Origin of the sequence: Bradyrhizobium sp. NC92 (genome assembly GCF_025200865.1) — a bacterium.
In the GTDB taxonomy this organism is placed as follows: domain Bacteria; phylum Pseudomonadota; class Alphaproteobacteria; order Rhizobiales; family Xanthobacteraceae; genus Bradyrhizobium.
In genome coordinates, this window is record NZ_CP104171.1 from 7,087,521 (window position 1) to 7,107,114 (window position 19,594).

At 59.8% G+C, this 19,594-nt stretch carries 13 protein-coding genes and 5 pseudogenes; 13 read left to right on the forward strand and 5 right to left on the reverse strand.

Features of this window, described 5'->3' with window-relative positions:
* Window positions 1-77: 77 nt before the first annotated feature.
* Both N2602_RS33085 and N2602_RS33090 read left to right on the forward strand, forming a co-directional pair.
* Window positions 78-849 (forward strand): annotated as a pseudogene (locus N2602_RS33085) (IS256 family transposase); the annotation flags it as partial.
* Between the two features lie 463 nt (window positions 850-1,312).
* Window positions 1,313-2,196: pseudogene (locus tag N2602_RS33090) on the forward strand (IS3 family transposase); the annotation flags it as partial.
* An 8-nt stretch (window positions 2,197-2,204) separates the two neighbouring features.
* Here the strand turns inward: N2602_RS33090 and N2602_RS33095 are convergent.
* The gene (locus N2602_RS33095; protein ID WP_260380744.1) at window positions 2,205-4,274 is read right to left on the reverse strand and encodes a recombinase family protein; all 2,070 of its coding nucleotides are present in this window, start codon (window positions 4,272-4,274) and stop codon (window positions 2,205-2,207) included.
* The gene (locus tag N2602_RS33100; RefSeq protein ID WP_128266810.1) at window positions 4,264-4,500 is read right to left on the reverse strand and encodes a hypothetical protein; all 237 of its coding nucleotides are present in this window, start codon (window positions 4,498-4,500) and stop codon (window positions 4,264-4,266) included. Before N2602_RS33100 ends, N2602_RS33095 begins: the two co-directional genes overlap by 11 nt.
* A gap of 360 nt (window positions 4,501-4,860) precedes the next feature.
* Here N2602_RS33100 and N2602_RS33105 point away from each other — a divergent pair.
* Window positions 4,861-5,036: pseudogene (locus tag N2602_RS33105) on the forward strand (IS3 family transposase); the annotation flags it as partial.
* Between the two features lie 124 nt (window positions 5,037-5,160).
* Here the strand turns inward: N2602_RS33105 and N2602_RS33110 are convergent.
* Both N2602_RS33110 and N2602_RS33115 read right to left on the reverse strand, forming a co-directional pair.
* Window positions 5,161-5,934, reverse strand: coding sequence for an enoyl-CoA hydratase/isomerase family protein (locus N2602_RS33110; protein ID WP_260380745.1), 774 nt, complete (start codon window positions 5,932-5,934; stop codon window positions 5,161-5,163).
* A gap of 14 nt (window positions 5,935-5,948) precedes the next feature.
* The gene (locus N2602_RS33115; RefSeq protein ID WP_260380746.1) at window positions 5,949-6,695 is read right to left on the reverse strand and encodes a FadR/GntR family transcriptional regulator; all 747 of its coding nucleotides are present in this window, start codon (window positions 6,693-6,695) and stop codon (window positions 5,949-5,951) included.
* Window positions 6,696-6,821: 126 nt separating this feature from the next.
* Between N2602_RS33115 and N2602_RS33120 the strand changes: the two genes are divergently transcribed.
* From N2602_RS33120 to N2602_RS33165, 10 genes and pseudogenes are all read left to right on the forward strand, one after another.
* Window positions 6,822-7,943 (forward strand): ABC transporter ATP-binding protein, encoded by a 1,122-nt coding sequence (locus tag N2602_RS33120; protein ID WP_260380747.1) that lies wholly within the window; start codon window positions 6,822-6,824, stop codon window positions 7,941-7,943.
* Complete coding sequence (locus N2602_RS33125; protein WP_260380748.1) at window positions 7,940-8,995, forward strand: ABC transporter substrate-binding protein; 1,056 nt, start codon at window positions 7,940-7,942, stop codon at window positions 8,993-8,995. Before N2602_RS33120 ends, N2602_RS33125 begins: the two co-directional genes overlap by 4 nt.
* A gap of 37 nt (window positions 8,996-9,032) precedes the next feature.
* Window positions 9,033-9,812 (forward strand): enoyl-CoA hydratase/isomerase family protein, encoded by a 780-nt coding sequence (locus N2602_RS33130; RefSeq protein WP_260380749.1) that lies wholly within the window; start codon window positions 9,033-9,035, stop codon window positions 9,810-9,812.
* A 3-nt stretch (window positions 9,813-9,815) separates the two neighbouring features.
* Entirely contained in the window at window positions 9,816-11,930 is a 2,115-nt protein-coding gene (locus tag N2602_RS33135; RefSeq protein ID WP_260380750.1) for an acetate--CoA ligase family protein, read from the forward strand.
* A complete protein-coding gene (locus N2602_RS33140) occupies window positions 11,927-12,769 on the forward strand; it encodes an ABC transporter permease (RefSeq protein WP_260380751.1) in 843 nt (280 codons plus the stop codon). Before N2602_RS33135 ends, N2602_RS33140 begins: the two co-directional genes overlap by 4 nt.
* Before the next feature lie 55 nt (window positions 12,770-12,824).
* The gene (locus N2602_RS33145) at window positions 12,825-13,601 is read left to right on the forward strand and encodes an ABC transporter permease (RefSeq protein ID WP_260380752.1); all 777 of its coding nucleotides are present in this window, start codon (window positions 12,825-12,827) and stop codon (window positions 13,599-13,601) included.
* A 141-nt stretch (window positions 13,602-13,742) separates the two neighbouring features.
* A complete protein-coding gene (locus N2602_RS33150) occupies window positions 13,743-14,594 on the forward strand; it encodes a CoA ester lyase (protein WP_260380753.1) in 852 nt (283 codons plus the stop codon).
* A 480-nt stretch (window positions 14,595-15,074) separates the two neighbouring features.
* The gene (locus tag N2602_RS33155; protein WP_260380754.1) at window positions 15,075-16,259 is read left to right on the forward strand and encodes a M20 family metallopeptidase; all 1,185 of its coding nucleotides are present in this window, start codon (window positions 15,075-15,077) and stop codon (window positions 16,257-16,259) included.
* A gap of 262 nt (window positions 16,260-16,521) precedes the next feature.
* Window positions 16,522-16,988, forward strand: a pseudogene (locus N2602_RS33160) (transposase); the annotation flags it as partial.
* Between the two features lie 358 nt (window positions 16,989-17,346).
* Window positions 17,347-17,597, forward strand: a pseudogene (locus N2602_RS33165) (nodulation protein NodU); the annotation flags it as partial.
* Window positions 17,598-18,003: 406 nt separating this feature from the next.
* Here N2602_RS33165 and N2602_RS33170 read toward each other — a convergent pair.
* The gene (locus tag N2602_RS33170) at window positions 18,004-19,518 is read right to left on the reverse strand and encodes an ISNCY family transposase (RefSeq protein WP_260380755.1); all 1,515 of its coding nucleotides are present in this window, start codon (window positions 19,516-19,518) and stop codon (window positions 18,004-18,006) included.
* Window positions 19,519-19,594: the final 76 nt, after the last annotated feature.

A 19,594-nucleotide genomic window follows, 5' to 3' on the forward strand; every position in this document is an offset into this window, starting at 1 on the left:
GCGGCATCGCACGCGGCTCAAGAACGAAGTGCATTCGATCCTGCATACGCACCTGATCCCAAAGTGTCCGCATGCCGACGAAGTCGATCGAGACGCTGTTGCCGATCCTTTACCTGAAGGGGATCTCGACCGGCGACTTTTCGGAGGCGCTGGCTGCGCTGCTCCGCAAGGATGCTGCCGGGTTGTCGGCATCCGCCATCGGTCGCTTGAAGGATGGCTGGCTCGACGAGCACACCGCGTGGCAGAAGCGCGATCTGTCGGCGACAGCGCTACGTCTACATCTGGGCTGATGGCACCCATCTTGAAGCGCGACTCGAAGACGAAAAGCAGTGCATCCTCGTGCTGATCGGCGCGACGCCGGAAGGCCGCAAGGAACTGGTCGGCTTCACCGACGGCGCTCGCGAGAGCGCGCAGGACTGGCGCGATCTGCTGCCCGATCTGAAGCGGCGCGGGCTCGACGTGCGGCCGCAGTTCGTCATTGCCGATGGCGCACTCGGGTTCTGGAGGGGCGCCGGCGAGGTCTAGCCAAAAACGCGCGAGCAGCGCTGCTGGGTGCATAAGACCGCCAACGTGCTCGCCAAGCTGCCGAAGAGCCAGCAGCCGAAGACCAAACGCGCGTTGCAGGAGATCTGGATGGCCGAAACGAAGGCTGCCGCCGAGCTCGCGTTCGACGCCTTCATCGAGAGCTACACGCCCAAATACGAGAAGGCGGCTGACTGCCTCAGCAAGTATCGACACACGCTGCTGACCTTCGACGACTTCCCGGCCGAGCATTGGGATCATTCGCGCCCGACGGATGAGATGGACAAGCGATTTTTTTATGACCGAGATGACGATTGCAGAAATCGCTGTAAGTCCATTCTTTTGTCGGTCGCACCGCGGGTCATTCGTCCGTCCCGGCCACCGATCTCGCAGCCGCTGGAAGTTGCCGTCAGCAGCGACTATGCTTGTTGGGCGCGGGCGACCTCGTGGCGAAGCGTGACGCGTCGGCTGCAAGCGTCACCGGATTGCCTATTTTGTCCTGCCGAACTGAGGCGCCCGCGCGCCGGGTTTTGGCGCCGCGCTTTCCACTGCGACATGAACCGTTCGTAGCTTCGCTCCGCCTGGGCGGCAATCGACATCTCGCGGTCGCGCAGCGCCTTGATGTTGTAGGCATAGGCTGGTCCACGCCGGTTGCCCTTCTGTTGCGGAAGTCCGGCTTGAAGTTGCATCGCGCGGGTCTTGTTGGCGACCTGTGCTGGGCGGGCCCACAGGTAATCTTCGCCCCTCGTCAATAAATGCCAGCAGAGCACAGTGAGCTTCCGAGCCACGGCTTACCGCGGCGAAGTGGCTGAGGGCGCTGGAGGAGGAGAACGCGAAGCTGAAGAAGCTTCTGGCCGAGCAGATGCTGGATGCGGCCGCCCTTCGCGAGCTCCTTTCAAAAAAATGGTAGGGCCCGCCGCCAAGCGCGCAGCGGTCGCGCATCTGCAGGCCGTGATGAGCCTGTCGGAACGGCGGGCCTGCTCGATTGTGGACGCGGATCGGAAGATGATCCGCTATCGCTCCAGCCGTCCTCCGGACGCGGTTCTCCGCGGGCGGCTGCGTGACCTCGCCAACGAGCGGCGACGTTTTGGCTACCGCCGGCTGTTCGTCCTGCTGCGGCGGGAGGGCGAGCCGTCGGGTATCAATCGGATCTACCGGCTTTATCGCGAGGAAGGGCTCCCCGTCCGCAAGCGGCGGGCTCGTCGCAAGGCCGTGGGGACCCGTGCCCCGATCCTGGTGGACACCAAGCCCAATGCACGCTGGTCTCTGGACTTTGTTCACGACCAGTTCGCCAATGGCCGACGCTTCCGCATCCTTAACATCGTCGACGACGTCACCAAGGAATGCCTGGGCGCCATTCCAGAGACGTCGATCTCGGGGCGGCGCGTGGCCCGCGAACTGACGGCAATCATCGAGCGACGCGGCAAGCCAGGAATGATCGTGTCCGACCATGGCACCGAGTTCACCTGCAACGCCATGCTCGCCTGGTGCAAGGACTCAGCCATCGATTGGCACTTCATCGCACCGGGAAAGCCGATGCAGAACGGCTTCGTCGAGAGTTTCAACGGCCGGATGCGCGATGAGCTGCTCAACGAAACCCTATTCTTCGATCTCGACGACGCCCGCGCCAAGATCGCTGCCTGGGTCGACGACTACAATCGCGCATCAGAACACCCATTTGTCTATGTTGTTGAAGAGAAGAGACTTTGTTGATCGGGATGCGATCCTGCGGGGTATCTTGGGTTCTGCCGCGCTCGTTCGGTGATGGATGTGGCGGCATCCGTGGTCAAGGCCGCGCGCGCGAAGATCCATGGCCCATCCGGCAGAGGGTGGACGGCTTCGATCTGACCAGCTTCTGCGGCCAAGCGCAGCGTCTTGGATGTGACCTTGAGAAGCCTGGCGGCGTCGGAGAGATTGAGCCATGGCTCGACGCTATTCTCGGCCCGCCGGAAGACGGGTATCCGATGATAAGATCGCGTGGTTGTGACGCGCTCACGGGTCCAACGGTTGCCGTTGCCCGTCTTGAGGCCGTTGCGGTTGAGCAGGCCCGCAATCAGGTCATCGCTGGCGATCAGCACCAGTTGCCGGATGGCTGCGATGATGTCATCGGGGGTGCTGTTACGCTGCCCCCGTCGACGCTTCGGCAGCCGCATCTCGCTGTGAGCGCCGCCCGCCCAATGCACGACAAGAACGATCTCGGACGCTTCGTCATCGATATCGGCAACGACCTCGTGGATCAGCGTACGGACGATGCGCTTCTTCAGCCGCGCATCGATGGTCGGCCCTGACCAGATTGACTTGAGGTCTGAGGCCAGCACGCTGAGCATCGTTGGATCGATCGCTGTCGGTGCGGTCGTCGCATCATGCGCGGCAATCTTGCTCTCTACCTCGGCGACGCGGGCAAGCGAGCGATTCCAGCGCGTCTCAAGCTCCGCGGCAACCAGGCGGTTTGCCGGATCCGCCGTGTCATATTGCCGGAAGGCGCGATCGGCGGCGTAACGGGCCGCTTCGAGATCACGGCCGAGCGTTTCGCGAACCTGATCCCTCTGATGTGTGGCTTGGGCTGCGGCGGCCGTAGCCGCCGCAATGGCGCCGGGCCCGACAACGCCGAGCAGTGCCCCTTCGATCGCATCATCGACGCGCAAGCCACCGAACGCGATGCAGCGCGGTTCTCCGTTGTCCATCCAGCCGCGCGAGCAGCTGTAACGGGGGATGTGATGCTTCATGCCGCTGTAGCGCAGCGTCAGCTTGCGGCCACAACGCCGGCAGCGGATGAGCCCAGCGAGCAGTGCCTCGCCATGCTTAGGCGCGCCATGATGCCGGCTCGTGGGCACGTTACTGGAGACCATTGTACGGATCGCTTCGAACCTCTCCCAGTTCACATAGCCTTCGTGGGCGTCCGGCTTGAGGACAAGCCACTCGGCGCGCGCCTTCCGGCGGATCTTCGCGCCTGCGCCATGGACGCCGTACCCCGTCGCTACGGCTGTTCTACCATAGGCGTAGGCTCCGCCGTAGACCGGGTTCTCGACCATCCTGTGGAGAGTCGCGTAGCTGGGCCGCCGCCAGGCTGTGTTACCGTTCGGCTGCTTCACCGGTAGGTCGAGGCCGTGCTCATGGAACCACAGCAGCGCCTGCCGCGCGGTCCCGAGCTCCTCGATCTTGTCGAAGACGAGCGTAATGGCGTCCTGCACACGCCGGTCCGGATCCTTCTCGTAGCGATCACCGACCTTCACAAAACCGACTGGCGTGGCCGCAATCAGTTCGCCACGGCTGGCCTTCTCGAAGCGTGCCGAGAGCGAGCGTTGTCGCAAAAGGTCCAGCTCATACTCGTTGAGGCTTCCCTTCAGCCCCAGAAGCAGTCGGTCGTTGCCATGCCGCGGAGCATAGACAGCTTCCTGGTCAACCAGCACCGTGTCGACGACGCGACACATCTCGATCAGCTGTTGCCAATCCCGGCTATTGCGGGCAAAGCGCGAGACCTCCCGCGCACAGACTGCGCCGACCTTGCCGAGGCAGACCTCGGCCACCATCCGCTCGAAGCCCGCGCGCTGGACGCCGCCGGCAGCGGAACGCCCAAGATCATCGTCGATCACCTCGATCTTGGACCACCCCAGCGCCGTCAATCGGTCGCGCATCGCGTATTGCAACGCGCTGCTCTCACGATTGTGCAGAACCTGATGGGCGGAGGACTGGCGCACATAGAGGATCGCCTTGCGCTCGAGATGATGAGGGCGGACCTTGTCACTGATCATGACCGTCTTCCCTCTTCGCGAGCGTTGCGCTTACCCGTGCATGGTCCAGCACCAGCTGCGTCATCAAGTTCACCAGCGCATCCTGCGCCTCCTTCGGCAGGTCCCGCCATTCCGGTACCCCGACGACGCCGTGCGCTATGCCCCCCGTGAACAGGTCCATCTGATGCACGCTGAACCGCCGGTTGCGCCGAACCGGGTTCGCCGATATCGCCGTCCTGCTTGCCATGAGCCTCTCCCCGATTCCGATCGTGAGAAGCTCCGCATGCACCGGAAAGCGGTTCATTCAATGATGATGTCGCGCTCTTGACCGCTGAATCGACAAGCGACGACAACGCGTTGAGCGCTTCCAGGCTGACAAAGGGCTCTGCCGTTAGGCTGCCACCGCGAGCACATGCCGCGCGGTCGAACATCCAGGATCGGATCTCCAGAAAACGCTGCGTCTCCGATCCATCCAGCGTGCAGCGGAAAACAACGCCGTCCGCCTTCTCGATCACACCATGGACGAAAACCTCGCGGCCTGCCCAAGGGTGATGCCGGTACAGAACCTCACGGCATACGGTCCCGTGGGCGTTCTCAAGCCTTGTTGTACAATCTCCAGCGCCCCCACTCGTCGCTGAAATACCTGACCCCCGCGGCTATGCCGCCCACCTCACCGCAACGGACGATCGGTTGCGCAACCCCGACCAGCTCCGCCGATCGCCCGTTGCTCCACCCGCGCCACTTGGCGTACAAACCCCCGAGACTCCAACTGCCGCTGGATGAAACTTCAGTGGCAGGTCACTATCCATAACGCGCGGATTTTTGTGAGTAGAATCAACACATGATTCCCGCTCCTCGCCGAGGCGCTCCATCCTAGGTAAACTTTACAACGCAGGTGCATCACCGTTCAATTTCCGATAAATTTGGGCGGCCGACTTGCGGTGAACGCCCGGGCGCCTTCAGACGCATCTTGCGTGCTCATAAGAAACCGATTGAACATCTGCTCTATTCGGAGCCCCGTTGCCAAATCGACATCCCTGCTGCGAAGGGCAAGTTCCTTTGACGCCTGCAGAGCGAGCGGCGCGTTGCGAGCAATCCGATGTGCGTACTCCAGCGCTGCAGGCATCAACTCGTCGGGTGCAACTACCTTGTTGATGATTCCCCAACGGCTCGCTGTCTCCGCATCAACATCATCGCCGGTCAGGAGTAGTTCCATCGCGAGTGGATACGGCAAGTTCATCAGCGTCCGTTGCGTGCCGCCATTGCCTGCGATGATTCCTCTTTTAATCTCCGGCAATCCGAAGCGAGCGTGGGAGGCGGCAATGCGAATATCGGTAGCAAACAGGAGTGTCATTCCACCTCCCAAGCACCACCCGTTCACGGCCGCGATGATGGGCTTCCAAACCTCCAACCCTCGATTGAGAAGCTGATCCGTTTGTGTCAGCCACATTTCGCCTGCGCCCGGCGGGTTTGGTATGAACTCCTTCAGGTCGGCGCCTGCGCAGAATGATTTCGAGCCTGCACCGGTGACGATGGCTGCGCGAATATTTGCGTTGTCCCGAACTTCTATCCACGCTGCAGAAAGCGAGTGATAATGCTCTTGATTTAGCGCGTTGAGGCGATCAGGACGATTGATAGTTACCGTCGCTATTCCGTCTTCGATGGTGAGATCAATGCTCATATTCAGTCTGCTGTCTAGTCTTCGAGGGAGATGTTGGCTGGTGCATGGGGCGCGATTTGCTTTGAATAAGCGACCACATGTCGTTCCATGCGCCTGCGCGCGGCTGCGGCGTCTTGGCGCAAGATGGCATCCATGACGCGCCGATGGGCTTTGGCTACCGCAAGCCGCGATTCAGGCGTATTGAATTCGTCGATGTTGGTTGCTGCATGCATGACGTCTGAAATCGCGAGCATAAATCCGATCAACAAGTCGTTGTGGCTCGCCTGCATCACCGCTAAGTGCCACTTCGTATTGGCCTTCAGATAGCGGCTTACGTCCTCCAAGGATGATTCCAGTTCCAGGCAAGCGCGCTCCATGCGCTCAAGGTCGTCGTTGGTGCGGTGGATCGCCGCTAAACTCGCGCCACTCGGCTCCAGCGCCTCTCGAGTTTCAATGACCGCTTGAAAAGGCAGCCGGCGGCCACGGATCAGGAGTTGAATCGGGCGAGTCATGATCGCCGGTCCAGGCTTCTGCACAACGGCCCCGCCGTTTCGCCCTGGCCGTGTTGTGATGAGGTCGTCTGCTTCCAGGAGGCTAAGCGCCTCGCGAACGGAGGTCCGGCTTATCCCTGTCCGTTCTACAAGTTCTCGCTCGGAGGGAAGGGGATCACCCTCTTGCAACTCGTCACTCAAGATTTTCTCGCGCAGCATGGCTGCGAGCACTCCAGACTTCTTGGGCGTCTGAATGACGTCGATCTCCAGGGGCGGCTTCTCAGGCTTCATAACGGTCACCAACTTGGCCATTTGGTCCAACAATTTGCTTGACGGACAAATATCATAGGTCCTACATTTATGCCAAGAATTCATTTAGCATATCAGCAGCCTCCTAAATCACTGAGTTCGATGAGCATGGGTGAGGAACGATCAGGGGCGCGCGCCCGCGGCGGGCTCGAGATCCGCGGCGTAAGCAAGCGTTTCGGAACACTCGAAGTTGTGCGTCCGACGACGCTCTCGATTGAGTCGGGGCAATTCGTGACTTTGCTGGGCCCGAGTGGCTCTGGGAAAACCACCCTGCTCAAAATGATTGCTGGGTTCGAGCGGCCTTCTACGGGGGCAATACTGATAGGTGACCGTGACGTCACGAGCTTGGCCCCGCAAAAGCGAAATGTCGGGTTTGTATTTCAGCAATATGCCCTGTTCCCACATCTCACAGTCGCCGGCAACCTAGCCTACCCACTTCAAATGCGCGGGATGCGAAGGCGCGAGATTGAGAGCGCGGTGCAAGAAGCACTTGAGATGGTGCGGCTCTCGCACTTGGCCAATCGACGGCCTTCGGACCTGTCCGGTGGTCAACAGCAGCGCGTCGCGCTGGCTCGGGCCGTGATATTCCGGCCGCCGGTGCTGCTGATGGACGAGTCTCTGGCAGCGCTTGACAAGCGCCTGCGCGAGGAGCTGCAGCTTGAGATCCGCAATCTTCAACGCGAGCTGAAGATCACCACCATCGCGGTCACTCATGATCAAACCGAAGCACTCGTGATGTCGGACGTCATCGTCGTTATTAATGATGGCGCGGTCCAACAGGTGGGTGCGCCCGCGGACCTCTACTATCGGCCCCGGAATGAGTTTGTTGCTGGATTCCTAGGTGAATCTAACGTCCTCAAAGGGTGCATCGAAGCGGGCTCAGGCCGAACTGAGTTGGTATTAGGCTCAGGGCTGCGAGTCCAAATCGACGCCCCCTCCTCAACTGGCTCGGGTGCATCTGTAACCTGTATCGTTCGCCCCGAGGCAATCGACCTGTTCCCGCCCACCGCAGATGCTTCTCGTGAACTGCGAGGCCGGGTCCTTCAGCGCATCTTCTGCGGCGACACTTTTCGGGTGACGCTGCAGTTGTCCGACGGCACCTTGCTTTTATCGAAGCCGATCGGCGGGAATTCTCGATGGCTGCCCGAGACGGGCGAAGAAGCTCGAGTTTCCTGGCACCCTTCCGAGTTGGTGCTCATCTCCCCAATGCCGAAAGGAAACCTCACATGACGTTCGAAAGCCGCACGACCACGCGGCGGCGCTTCGTTGCCGCGATAGCGTCCGCTTCCGCAGCGCTTGCGCTTCCCGCTATTCCCGCCCGCTCGCAAAACGGCACGGAACTTGTTTTTGCTGGCTTCGGCGGCGCTTATCAAGAGGGGCAAGTCAAGGCACTGTTCGATCCCTTCGAGAAGGAGACCGGTATTCGCGTCGTTGCGACGACAGGCGTCGAGCTGGCGCGCCTGAAGGCGCAGGTGGGCTCCCGCAACGTTGAGTGGGATCTGATCTCGCTCCCAGATCGCCTTCGCTACACGGCTCTGCTCGATGGCCTTCTTGAGAAGCTGGACTACAGCCGATTTTCGGTGGCGGACCTGCTTCCCCAAACGGTGACCGATTATTGCTGCGGCTGCGTCACGTTCGCTGCGCAACTGACCTACAACAACGAGGTGTTTAGCGGTCCGTCGGTACCGACCACGTGGCGTGACGTGTGGGATACGGAGAAATTCAAGGGGCGCCGGGGAATGCTCTCTTCGGTCACTTACCTCTTGGAGTTCGCCCTCCTGGCGGACGGCGTTCCGAAAGACAAGCTCTACCCTCTAGACGTTGAAAGGGCTCTCAAGAGCTTGGAAAAGTTCAAGCGAAGTGCCGTCTGGTGGACCCAGTTCCCGCAAGTCGAGCAGATGCTTCTATCGCGCGAGATTGTAATGACCCCGTGGACTCGGGGCGTGACATCCCAACTCGCTGGCAAGCCTATTCGCGTTTCCTACGATGGCGCCGCGATCTCATATGAAGGCTGGGTGATTCCAAAAGGATCGAAGAACTACGATCAGGCGATGCGATTTATCGAGTTCGCGATTCGTCCGGACCGCCAGGCCGAACTCACGAAATACATCGCATATGGGCCAACCAATCGTAAGGCGATTCCGCTCGTCGCCCCTTCGGTGCTGGATTTGCTGCCGTCCGCGCCGAAAAACTTCGATGCGGGATTCCTCTTCAATGGTGAGTGGTGGGGGCCAAATCTTGCTCATATCACAGAACAGTTCAACGAATGGCGACTGAGCTAATCAGCTCTCGCGAGCATAAGTTTTAAGGAGTGGCATTGTGGAAAAGGTAATCTTCGAACGCCGTGGCCAGGTCGCTATCCTGACCATCAACCGCCCGGATGCGATGAATGCCTATGATGCGGACGCCGTGGCCGCAATGGGCAAATACTTCGGCGAGTTTGACCGGGACGCGGAACTGAAGGTCTGTATCCTCACAGGCGCGGGCGAAAAGTCCTTCTGTGCCGGCGCAGACCTGAAAAGCCTCCACGGGGCGAATTTTGGCGGTGGCGTCGCAGAACTTTGGGATGACGATCGATCGTATCGGCTCGGACAGGCGATCCAAGTCCGCAAGCCTGTCATCGCTGCAATCAACGGCTATTGTTTGGCTGGCGGGTTGGAGCTCGCCTTGGCGTGCGATCTACGCATCGCCTCGACACAGGCTTCATTTGGGTGTCCCGAGGTGAAGCGGGCTGTTCTACATGGTTATGGCGCAATGAGGCTTGTGCAGGCGATTCCGTTCGCCGTCGCCATGGAAATGTTGCTTACAGGAGAGCGCATCTCTGCCCAGCGCGCCTATGAAACGGGACTTGTCAGCCATGTCGTTGCGCCTGCCGAACTACTCCCGACGGCTTTGAAGCTCGCCGCGGCCATTGCAGAAAATGCTCCGATGGCTGTCAAGATCACCAAGGAACTTGGATGGCGAGGTTTGCATGAGCATCCGCATGAATTCATGCGCTTTGTCGCCGCCGGATTAGCGTTAATGCATGCGAGTGAAGATGCGAAGGAAGGCCCTCTCGCATTTGCCGAAAAGCGCCAGCCCGTTTGGATAGGGCGCTGAGACATGAGCACCCCAGTTAACTCGTTGGCCGCGGCCTTTCTGCGGCCGCGCTCGATCGCCATGATTGGCGCAACTTCGGCCGTCCACAAAGCTGGCGGACGACGCTGGCGGAGTGCCCTGGCTGCATGCGGCGGTCAAGCCATTTACCCGATCCATCCCTCCGCCGACCAACTCGATGGAATCCGTGCCTACCGAAGCCTGAAAGATCTGCCGGACGGCGTCGATCTGGCGGTTGTGATGGTGCCGTCTGACTTCGTGGGCAGCGCCGTTAGCGAATGCGCGGCCGCGAATGCGAAAGCGGTCGTCGTTGTCTCGGCTGGTTTCGGCGAGACCGGTGAAGAAGGTCGGGCCGCAGAGCGCCAAATGGTCGCCACCCTGCGCGATCGCGGCATCCGCATGCTGGGACCCAACAGTGCGGGCGTTTTCAGTGCTGCCGGTGGGGTGAATACGCTCGGTTGGGAAATTCCGAGTGGCAATATCGGCCTGATTACCCAAAGCGGGAATATTGCGCTTAGCTTTACGCGTTATGCGCACGCGCGCCAAGTCGGATTCTCGAGTATTCTTGCCGTCGGAAATAGCGCGGACCTTACGACCTCCGAGCTAATCGAAGTTCTGTTGCTGGACGACCAGACGAAGGTCATCTTGATCTACTGTGAGGGCTTCGCGCCCAATGACGGGCGCAGGTTGATTGACGTTCTGTCGCGTTCGGACATCCGAAAGCCAGTTGTTATTCTCAAGCCTGGCGGATCAGAAGAGGGGCGCCGGGCCGTCCAATCTCACACCGGATCACTGGCTGGTGATGACATCATTGCGGACTCTGCCCTCCGCGCTGCCGGGGTGTATAGAGCCCAGGAAATCGACGAGGCGTTCGACGTCGCTTTGGCTCTATCGATCGGGAAGACGCTACGAAGCAACGCGGTCGCGATCTTGTCTGATGGCGGTGGGCACGCGACCATGGTGGCTGATACAGCCGGCCGTCTAGGGCTTACGCTCGCCAGTTTTTCACCGAGCACGCATGAAAAGCTAAAAGCTCTGTTGCCGGTGCGTAGCGGCATTGGAAACCCAGTTGACTTCGCCGGTGTGGCCGAATCAAACCCGGAAAGTATCCCGGGGGTGCTGCAAGCATGCCTTGAAGATCCCTCTGTAAGTGGCGTGATCTTTGCCGGCCACTTCGGTGGCTACCACTTGATGGCGGCTGGCAGCGAATTGTTAAGTGGAGTGAAATCCTCTGAATCGAAGGCGGCCGAGGGCATTGGTCAGCTTGCGAGTGCCTCGAGCAAACCAGTTTTGATCCACAGCGATCATGCCGACAGCCATCCCAACACTTTGCGGCCGCTCCATGGTGCAGGCGTGCCCGTCTATGGAAAGCTTGAGTCGACGGCGAGAGGCATGGCGGCATTGGTTCAGCGCTCAACTCCGTCAGATCTTATCGAGGTGCAAGCGCGAGCTGAAATTCACGAGGACGTCGTACACGCAGTACTGCTTGAGGATGAATGCCGCCGGGTGCTGAGCGCGGCAGGCATAGCCGTGCCTCCGTCGTGGGTTGTGCGCAATTGCGAAGAAGCACGCCAGGTGATGGTAAAGGCAGGTGTGCCGACGGCCATGAAATTGTTGTCGTCGCGCGCAATTCACAAGTCTGACGTTGGTGGAGTGATGCTCGGTATAGCCACTGATGACGAAGCGGCGGAGGCATTCACCAAGCTCGAAAGCATAGCGACCCAATTGGGCGAGCCGGATCCCAAAGCGTTGGTCACTCCCATGACAGGGAAAGGGGTCGAATGCTTTATCGGCGCGAAGATCGACCCGCAGTTCGGACCCGCAATCTTCTTCGGCGCCGGCGGCGTGTTGATCGAAATCATGAAGGATGTGAATTGCAGACTGGCACCTATGACCGCCGAGGAATCGGCCGAAATCGTAGACGCCTCTCGTATTTCTCCCTTGCTGTCCGGCTTCAGAGGCGGCGAAAAGGTGGCGCGACAGGCGCTGGTGGAGCTGATCCAGAGGGTCTCGCAATTCTGCTGGGATCGAAGAGATGACTTGATTGAGTTCGACCTGAACCCTGTCATCGTGAATGCGCACGGAGCACACATCGTGGACGCGCGCATGGTGATCGCATGAACCGCTATCTGGGCAGTCACGGTGCCACGGTCGCGCTGATGGCTTGTCCTGCAGCCTTCCTTGTCGTGTTCTTCCTGCTCCCGATTGCCGGAAGTGTCGCCCAGAGTGTCGGATCGACTGCTCTCGATCTTTCGAACTATCGTCGTCTGATCGAGGTCCCTCTATATCGCTCGGTGTTCTTGAGGACATTTGAAGTGGCCCTCATCGCTTGCGTGATTTGTCTGATCATCGGATATCTCTGTGCGTACTTCATAGCCTCACTGGATTCGAAGAGGCGCACGATTGCGATCGCCCTCATCTCGTTTCCGTTCATGTTGTCTGTCTTGGTGAGGAACTATGTGTGGATGCTCCTCTTGCAAGATACGGGATTGATCAACCGATTGCTGGTCGACAGCGGCTGGATATGGCAGCCGCTTGAGCTCATGTACAACCGATTTGCGGTCGTCGTCGCGATGGTGAATATGCTTTTGCCATATGCCATACTGCCCATCCTGAGCTCGCTTTTGGCAATACCGCAGGAATTGAAGGCAGCGTCTTCTAGTCTCGGTGCGAGCGAAATGCGCACCCTCATTCGGGTGACGCTCCCGCTCACAGTTCCGGGCGCCGCCGTGGCTGCGCTCCTGACCTTCATCATGGGTCTCGGGTTCTACATCACGCCTGCGATGTTAGGTGGAACACGGGAGATGATGGTTGCGAACCTTATTGCATTCAATGTCAAGGATGTATTGAACTGGTCGCTTGCGTTCGCTTTGTCGACGAGCCTGCTTGCCTCGACGCTTATTTTGTACATGATCTACCGCGCGCTCTTGCCCGAAGCCACGGTCCTGAAAGCCGTCTGAGCCCCACTCCCCTCTGGACCAAGGTATGTCTCACTATCGCCCCCAAAGCCCAGCAATGCGGATCCTCCTCGCGCTCGTCGGGATTGGCACGATTCTGTTCCTGCTCCTTCCGGTACTGGCCGTGATTCCGATGTCGTTCAACGACTCGACCCGATTTGAGATTATTCCGTCGAATCCATCGCTCAGGCAGTATCGTGAATTCGTTTCCGACCAGAGATGGATGGAGTCCTTCTGGCTCTCGGTTAAGGTTGCCTCGATAGTCATGCTAAGCGCTACCGTGCTTGGAACGTTGGCGGCAATGGGTATTACGCGTTTGCCCGCACGCCTGCGCGGGATCACTGAGGCGGTGTTCATGTCGCCTCAGATTGTTCCTTCCGTAGTGATCGCGGCATCCGCGTATTTCATATTTGTTGAACTCCGCATGGTCGGTACAGTTGCGGGCATAGCAGTGATGCACACTGTGGTCGCGTTACCGTTTGTCGTTGTCATGATGGGAAGCCGTTTGCAATCGCTAAGCCCGGACCTGGCGCAAGCATCCGCCAATCTGGGGGCTCAGCCTTGGCAGACCTTCTGGCGTGTAACTCTGCCGCAAATCAGCACTGCGCTGGTTGGTGGCGCGCTACTGGCCTTCCACGTATCATTTGATGAAGTGATCTTGGCGCTCTTCCTAAGTGGTGCGCGCAACAAGACGCTGCCGGTGCGACTCTGGGACGGCATTTTGTTCGAAGTCACCCCCATACTCCCGGCAATCTCGACTGTGGTAATGATCGTTCCAGTCATGGGACTGGTGGTACTATTCATGTTCCAGCGTTGGCGGGCAACTGGCGGCTAAGACGTGGGCAAATATTCCGCCCAGCAGAAAGTGACCGTGGGAGAACGTGACAGGACTTGTAGCCGCGGCGCCCAGAAGGAAAGTTATTGCTAGATTCTGTCTTCGTAGCGATAAAGGATGATGTCATAAGAGTCTGGTCCGATGCGCTCGATGCTGTTTGTGCCTGGGGATTCTCTGCGAAAGTTCGAGAAGGCGAGCGAAGGCAAGGCCGACGCGCTGATCATCGATCTCGAGGATTCCGTCGTCACTGAGAAGAAGGAAGAGGCGCGCAAGCTGACGTTGGCGATGGTCACGCATAGGCGCCGCCCGCAGCAACTCTATGTCCGCGTCAACGCGCTCGACACCCACATGACGCTCGCCGATCTCGCCGCGGTCATGCCGGGCAAGCCCGACGGGATCTTGCTGCCGAAATCGCAGGGCGGCGACGACGTTCGGCAGTTGGCCCGGTGGCTCGAAGCGTTGGAAGCTGCGGCCGGCATCACGGTGGGCGCAACCCGCATCGTATGCGTGGCTACCGAGACCGCCGGTTCGATCTTCGGGCTCAGCAGCTACAAGGGTTGCTCTCCTCGGCTCGCGGGCCTGATGTGGGGTGCGGAAGATCTCTCAGCTTCGCTCGGCGCTACTGAAAGGGCCTCCGGCGGTACGTTCCACAGCCCCTATCGTCTGGCGCGGGATCTCTGCCTGATCGCGGCGGCTGCAGCCGAGGTCGCGCCGATCGACACCGTCTATACCGACATCGACAATTTGGCGGGGCTCGAGCAGGAAACGCGCGCCGCGCGGCGCGACGGTTTTTCGGCAAATGCGCTGATCCACCCCAAGCATGTCGACGTCGTTAATGCGGCGTTCGAGCCGACGGAGGCTGAGCGAATCTGGGCCGAGAGGGTGATCGTGGCGTTCACAAGCAATCCGAACTCCGGCACGCTGCGTCTCGACGGCATGATGATCGACAAACCGCATCTTCGTGCTGCGAAGAAGATCCTCGGTCAACCCTAGATGGGGATGCAGCGCGGCCACGATCGTGCGCCAATAGAGAAATGATCTGCTAGCCCGGATGCATGCTGATCAAACCCGCCGGCTACCGACGCGACCATCTCCGCTCGATGGTCCAGCGCATCAAAGCATCAAAGTAGACGCGAAAGAGGTCCGCATTGCGGGCTCGAGAAACTCGTACTCCGGTGCACGCTGGTTGCGCCCTGCTGCCCAAAGCCATACGAGCCAATGGTGGAAGGCCGGGAGGACGGCCAATTTGTGGACGCCTGGGGTGTGTCATCGCAGGCGGGCTAATTTGGGAATAACATCGGATCAGCGATCCAAGCTCACGGGGATGGTGGATGGTGCTTCCGCGAAGGCGCGCGTCAGTCCCTCAATGTTGCAGGATTGCTGCGCTATGGTCTGGTTGGTCGATGCTTTCCGTTGCTCAGACTCTGCTAGCCTAGAAACAAGGGGTGGACTTGCTAAAAGGGCGACGTGACAATGAAAATAATTGCGAACAGTTTGATTTCCGATGCAGAGCGAATCGCAATTATCGAGATGCGCCATGCTATGCATCGTGAGCCCGAGCTTTCCAATAACGAATGGAAGACTCAGGAACGAATCCGCCAAACTCTGGAACAGTTCGGACTGACGGGCGCGAAAACGTTTCACAAAACCGGCCTGTACGTCGACATTGAAGGCTTAGCGCCGGGACCGCAGCGCTCCATCGCTCTACGGGGGGACATTGATGCTTTGCCGATTCAGGAAACGCGAAACGACCTGCCTTATCGTTCGCGAGTCCCCGGGGTGATGCACGCCTGTGGGCACGATACGCACGCATCGATAGCCATGGGGACTGCGCTAGCATTGAGTAGGATACGTGAGAGCTTTTCCGGCAGGCTTCGCGTGTTCTTCCAGCCTGCTGAGGAGGCTGAACCGCTAGGTGGTCGTTCGATAGCCGAAAATGGTCTGCTCGACGGGTTCGACGCTGCCGTTGGCTTCCATGTCAAACCTGATTTGCCCGCCGGCACGTACGGGGCACGCGCAGGGGCAGTAACTACGTCGGCCGATCAATTCGCGCTCGATCTCATCGGGACCATGGCTCACGGCTCCAGTCCGCATGCCGGGGTGGACGCCATTGCGATAGCGGGGGCTTTTATCAACGAAGTTCAGAAGGTCGTGTCTCGAGAAATGCCATTCGAGGATGGCGCCCATATTACGATTGGCACTATCGCTGGTGGTGAGGCGACGAACATCATTTGCCCTTCCGTTACTATGAGTGGAACAATAAGAACGAGCAGTGTAGTCAGGAGGACAATCCTGATTCGGCGCGTTCACGAAATAGCTGAAGGTGTCGCCACCATGCATCGGGGAAAAGCTGAATTTTCCTGTACAGCGGGTGAGCCGCCTGTCGTCAACGATTCGGCCATGGTTGAGCGCTTTCGGCGACTGGTGAGTGTGACGATGGGCGAGAGCCACTTTTCTGACAAGAAACTGCCGATTACCGGTGCCGACGATTTCGGGTTCTATTCCTCGTGCGTGCCTTCGATCTATTTCTGGTTTGGCAGCAAGGAGCCGGGCAACGAGTCCGGAGTGCACACGCCTACTTTTGGAGTCTCTGATGACCTCCTTCTTCCGACAACTGAACTGACGGTTCGCTACTGCTTGGAACTGCTGAAGTCATAATGGAAACCATGTTCAGGCTCAGCCAGGCCCGGTGGCGACAGCAGCCAGAAGAGGACGAGCCCCCATGCTGTCGAGGGTAGCGATCGCCGAAAGAATGTCGTCCTACCACTGCGGGTGAATGTTCCCTCTGGCGATGTTCTTGAATTTCTCCACGACTAAGTCGGTCCCGTAGCGGTGTTGGTTGGAATTGAAGGTGGCGTAATCTCAGAGGTGATCAACCTCGAATTATCCGGCGTTGGAGCGCCGGATCGGAGACCACACCATCACCAGCAATATCACGAAGACGCATTCCCGGCAGTGTGAAGGAGAAGCGGCTGCCCAGCTTTTCGACGATTGGTTCGATCCGATCGAAACCGCGGTACGGGAATGAGCGCGGGAGTTCATCGAAGAATTGATCCGCGGCGAGCTCGATGCGGCCCTTGCGCGGCCGCGCTACGAACGCAGCATGAAGGCCGGCCATGGGGGACCGCCCGACATTACGGGGCATCGGCACGGCAGCCGGCCGCGGTCACTGACCGGCAGCTTCGGGCCGATTAAGATCGTGGTCCCCGCGCGCGCGGCTCGGCGCGGCCGACGGCAAGACCACGGAGTGGAAGAGCCAATCGCTGCGGCCTACCAGCGCCACACGCTGGCCGCCGACGCGCTGATCGCCAGCTGTGCTACCTTTCCGGCACCAACACGCGGCGGGCGCGCCGCGCGCTCGGCACGCTGTTTGCTAGCGCGGTCGGCGCGGCGATTCCCATATCAGCGAAGCAAATCTTGTGCCCTGGGTCGTCAAAGATGCTTGTCGTAAATGCAACAAATCTGATGACTGTTGTGCAGGAGAGAGAACGACTTCGAATGAAGTCTGAATGCAGCCGACCTCGCAAGCCGAGCGATGCTCTACCCCTTTATCCATCACTCGGAGAGGACTGAGACAACCGCGCCATGAGGGAAGGTGTCATCTCGTTCGGCTCGGTCCTTATGTCCGCGCGAAACAAGTTTCTCCGATAGAAAGCGTCATCACGGATGGTCAAGCATCGCTCTTCAGCGTGGTTTGGTTCGAAGTGGCAAAGACGATGTGGATGGGTCTTGCCTGACTAGCCGCCCGATGTGCTTAGAGGATCGTGCTGCGGATATTTTTAACTCTGGAACGCCGGATCCTGCTGTTCGATCATTAGACGAGGACGAATGGCGGGAAAACGTCCCCGCCGTTGTACATCTCTTCCTAGAACCTCTAACCACAAAGTCGCAGAGCCTCTTGTCGAATGTGAAAGACTTGCGGGCATTCCGCTACTTTGCAACACGAGTGCCAACCTCCATGGACATGGGTTCTTCACGGATGCCGCAACCGTGTGCGGCAATGGCAGTATGGCGCGACAATCAGGATGAGAGCGCGTATTGCCGCACGTAAAAGTGCTCCCTCTGGCTCGTCCGCTGCCTCATCTTTTTTGCTCCCGGCTTGAAGCGGAGGCGGCCAGGCGTCTCAATGATTGCCGAAGTGGGCCTAAGATGTGCTGGAGTAACCCCATTGTGGTGGCAGTTCGCCATGAGCTTTGCTGACAGAGGCCGGCCTCAAAGCCGGGCGTGCCAGCAAAGCTCATGGTCGTCCGCGGCCTGATCCGCGCGCAGGGGTCAAGGCTCGCGAAGCGACCCGCGTAGCGGGCTTGGCCTTGACGCCGAGCACGGATCAGGCACTCGGCCGCACCGGATGCGATGATGGTCGCGGTTCGCAACGCCCGGCCTTTGCTGCGCGAGCCCGCCGTTATCGAGGCGCTACGACGTCAAGGGCGAGCGGCGGCACTTGGGAGGGGCCGAACAGCAGGGCGTTGGCCTGTTCGCTGCGCCAGGTCTTTAGGCGACGCTGTAGCGTGCGCAGAAGTTTTTGGGGATAGACTCCGGGGTATTCTGCCTGCAATCGCGCCAGGAGTTCGCTGCTGGTCCGCCACGGCTCGGCTTCAAACCATTTGCGCAAATCCGGCGTCACTCGAATGAGCGGGTCGGGACGGCGACGGCCTCGTTTTGCTTTGACGATCGGCCGATCTGTCGGCCGGGCGCCGCCCTCCTTCCAGGCGGTTCTCAAGCTCGCCAGGAAAAGATCGATCGGCTGCGCGATCGCGCCGGGGTTCGCGACAGGCTCGGCGTCGGTAAGCGCCGCCAACCGCTCCTGCGTCACTCGGATATCGCGCAACAAGGCGACGGGGTCGAGGCTGACGAAAGTCTGTTGTAAACGGGCGCGAACTTCATCGGACGTGCGCGCGTCGGCGGCTAGCCGTTGATGCGGCGTCGCAGGCGCGCTGTAGGTCTTGTGCACACGCGCGCCGTCGCGCTGCTTGGCGATCAGCTTGAACGACGGTTGGAAGAAGTTCACGAACAGGCGCGCTGAGCGGTAGAGCTGCGCCAGCAGCGTCGCCGCCTCCAAACCCTCGAACCGCCGGTAGCCCACCATCCTGCGCACGACAGCGCCGTTCTTTTGCTCGACGAACGCCTGATCGTTTTTGCGGTACGGCCGGCAGCGCGTGAAAACGATATTGGCCGTGTCGCAGTACGTCTTCAGCGTCTCGTTCATGAAAATGGTGTCATTGTCCGTGTCCAAGCCAAGAAGCGCGAAGGGCAATTGCTTACGCAATTCCGTCAGCACGGTGCTCAGCAGCGTCTGCTCGCGCACGATCAGCGGCGCGCATTCCGTCCAGCCCGTCGCGACGTCAGTGAGGACCAGGGTCTGCACGAAACTGCCGCGCGCCGATGGGCCGCTGTGGGCGACAAGGTCCGCCTCGACGAATCCCGGTGCCGGATCATTCCAATCCGCTGAAGTCCGGATCGGAATGCTGCGTCGCAGGGCGTGCGCGGCCGGTCGCCGGCGCTGGCGACCAAGCCCTTCCCGAATCCGGCCCAACGCCCGGTCGATCGTCGCCGCGCTCATCGAAAGCAGCTTGCCGCGGATCTCGGGAGCGAGGTCAAGATGGCTGTGCCGCTCCATCGCCTCGATCAGCATCGGCATCAGGGCTTTCAACCGCTTGCCGCAAACCCGGTCCGACGCTTCCCAGAGGAGTGCGAGCACATTGCGTTCGGCTTCACCGTAAATCCGGCGCCGGGCCCGACGACCTGTTCGCGACCCATCATGGCCCCGCAGCAGCCGCATCGCATGCTTGCGATGATATCCAGTGATATTGACGAACTCATCCAATATCCGCGCCTTCTCCACGCGATCGCCCGATCGGTAGCGTTCGCCCACAGCTGCCGTCAGTTCCTTCCTAGTCGCCATGCTCAGCCGCCTCATCGTCGCCCCCGCCCGCCCGTTGGTCGGGGAGCAACTTACATGAGGCAACGGCCTATCATTCGGGAGCTTCTACGCT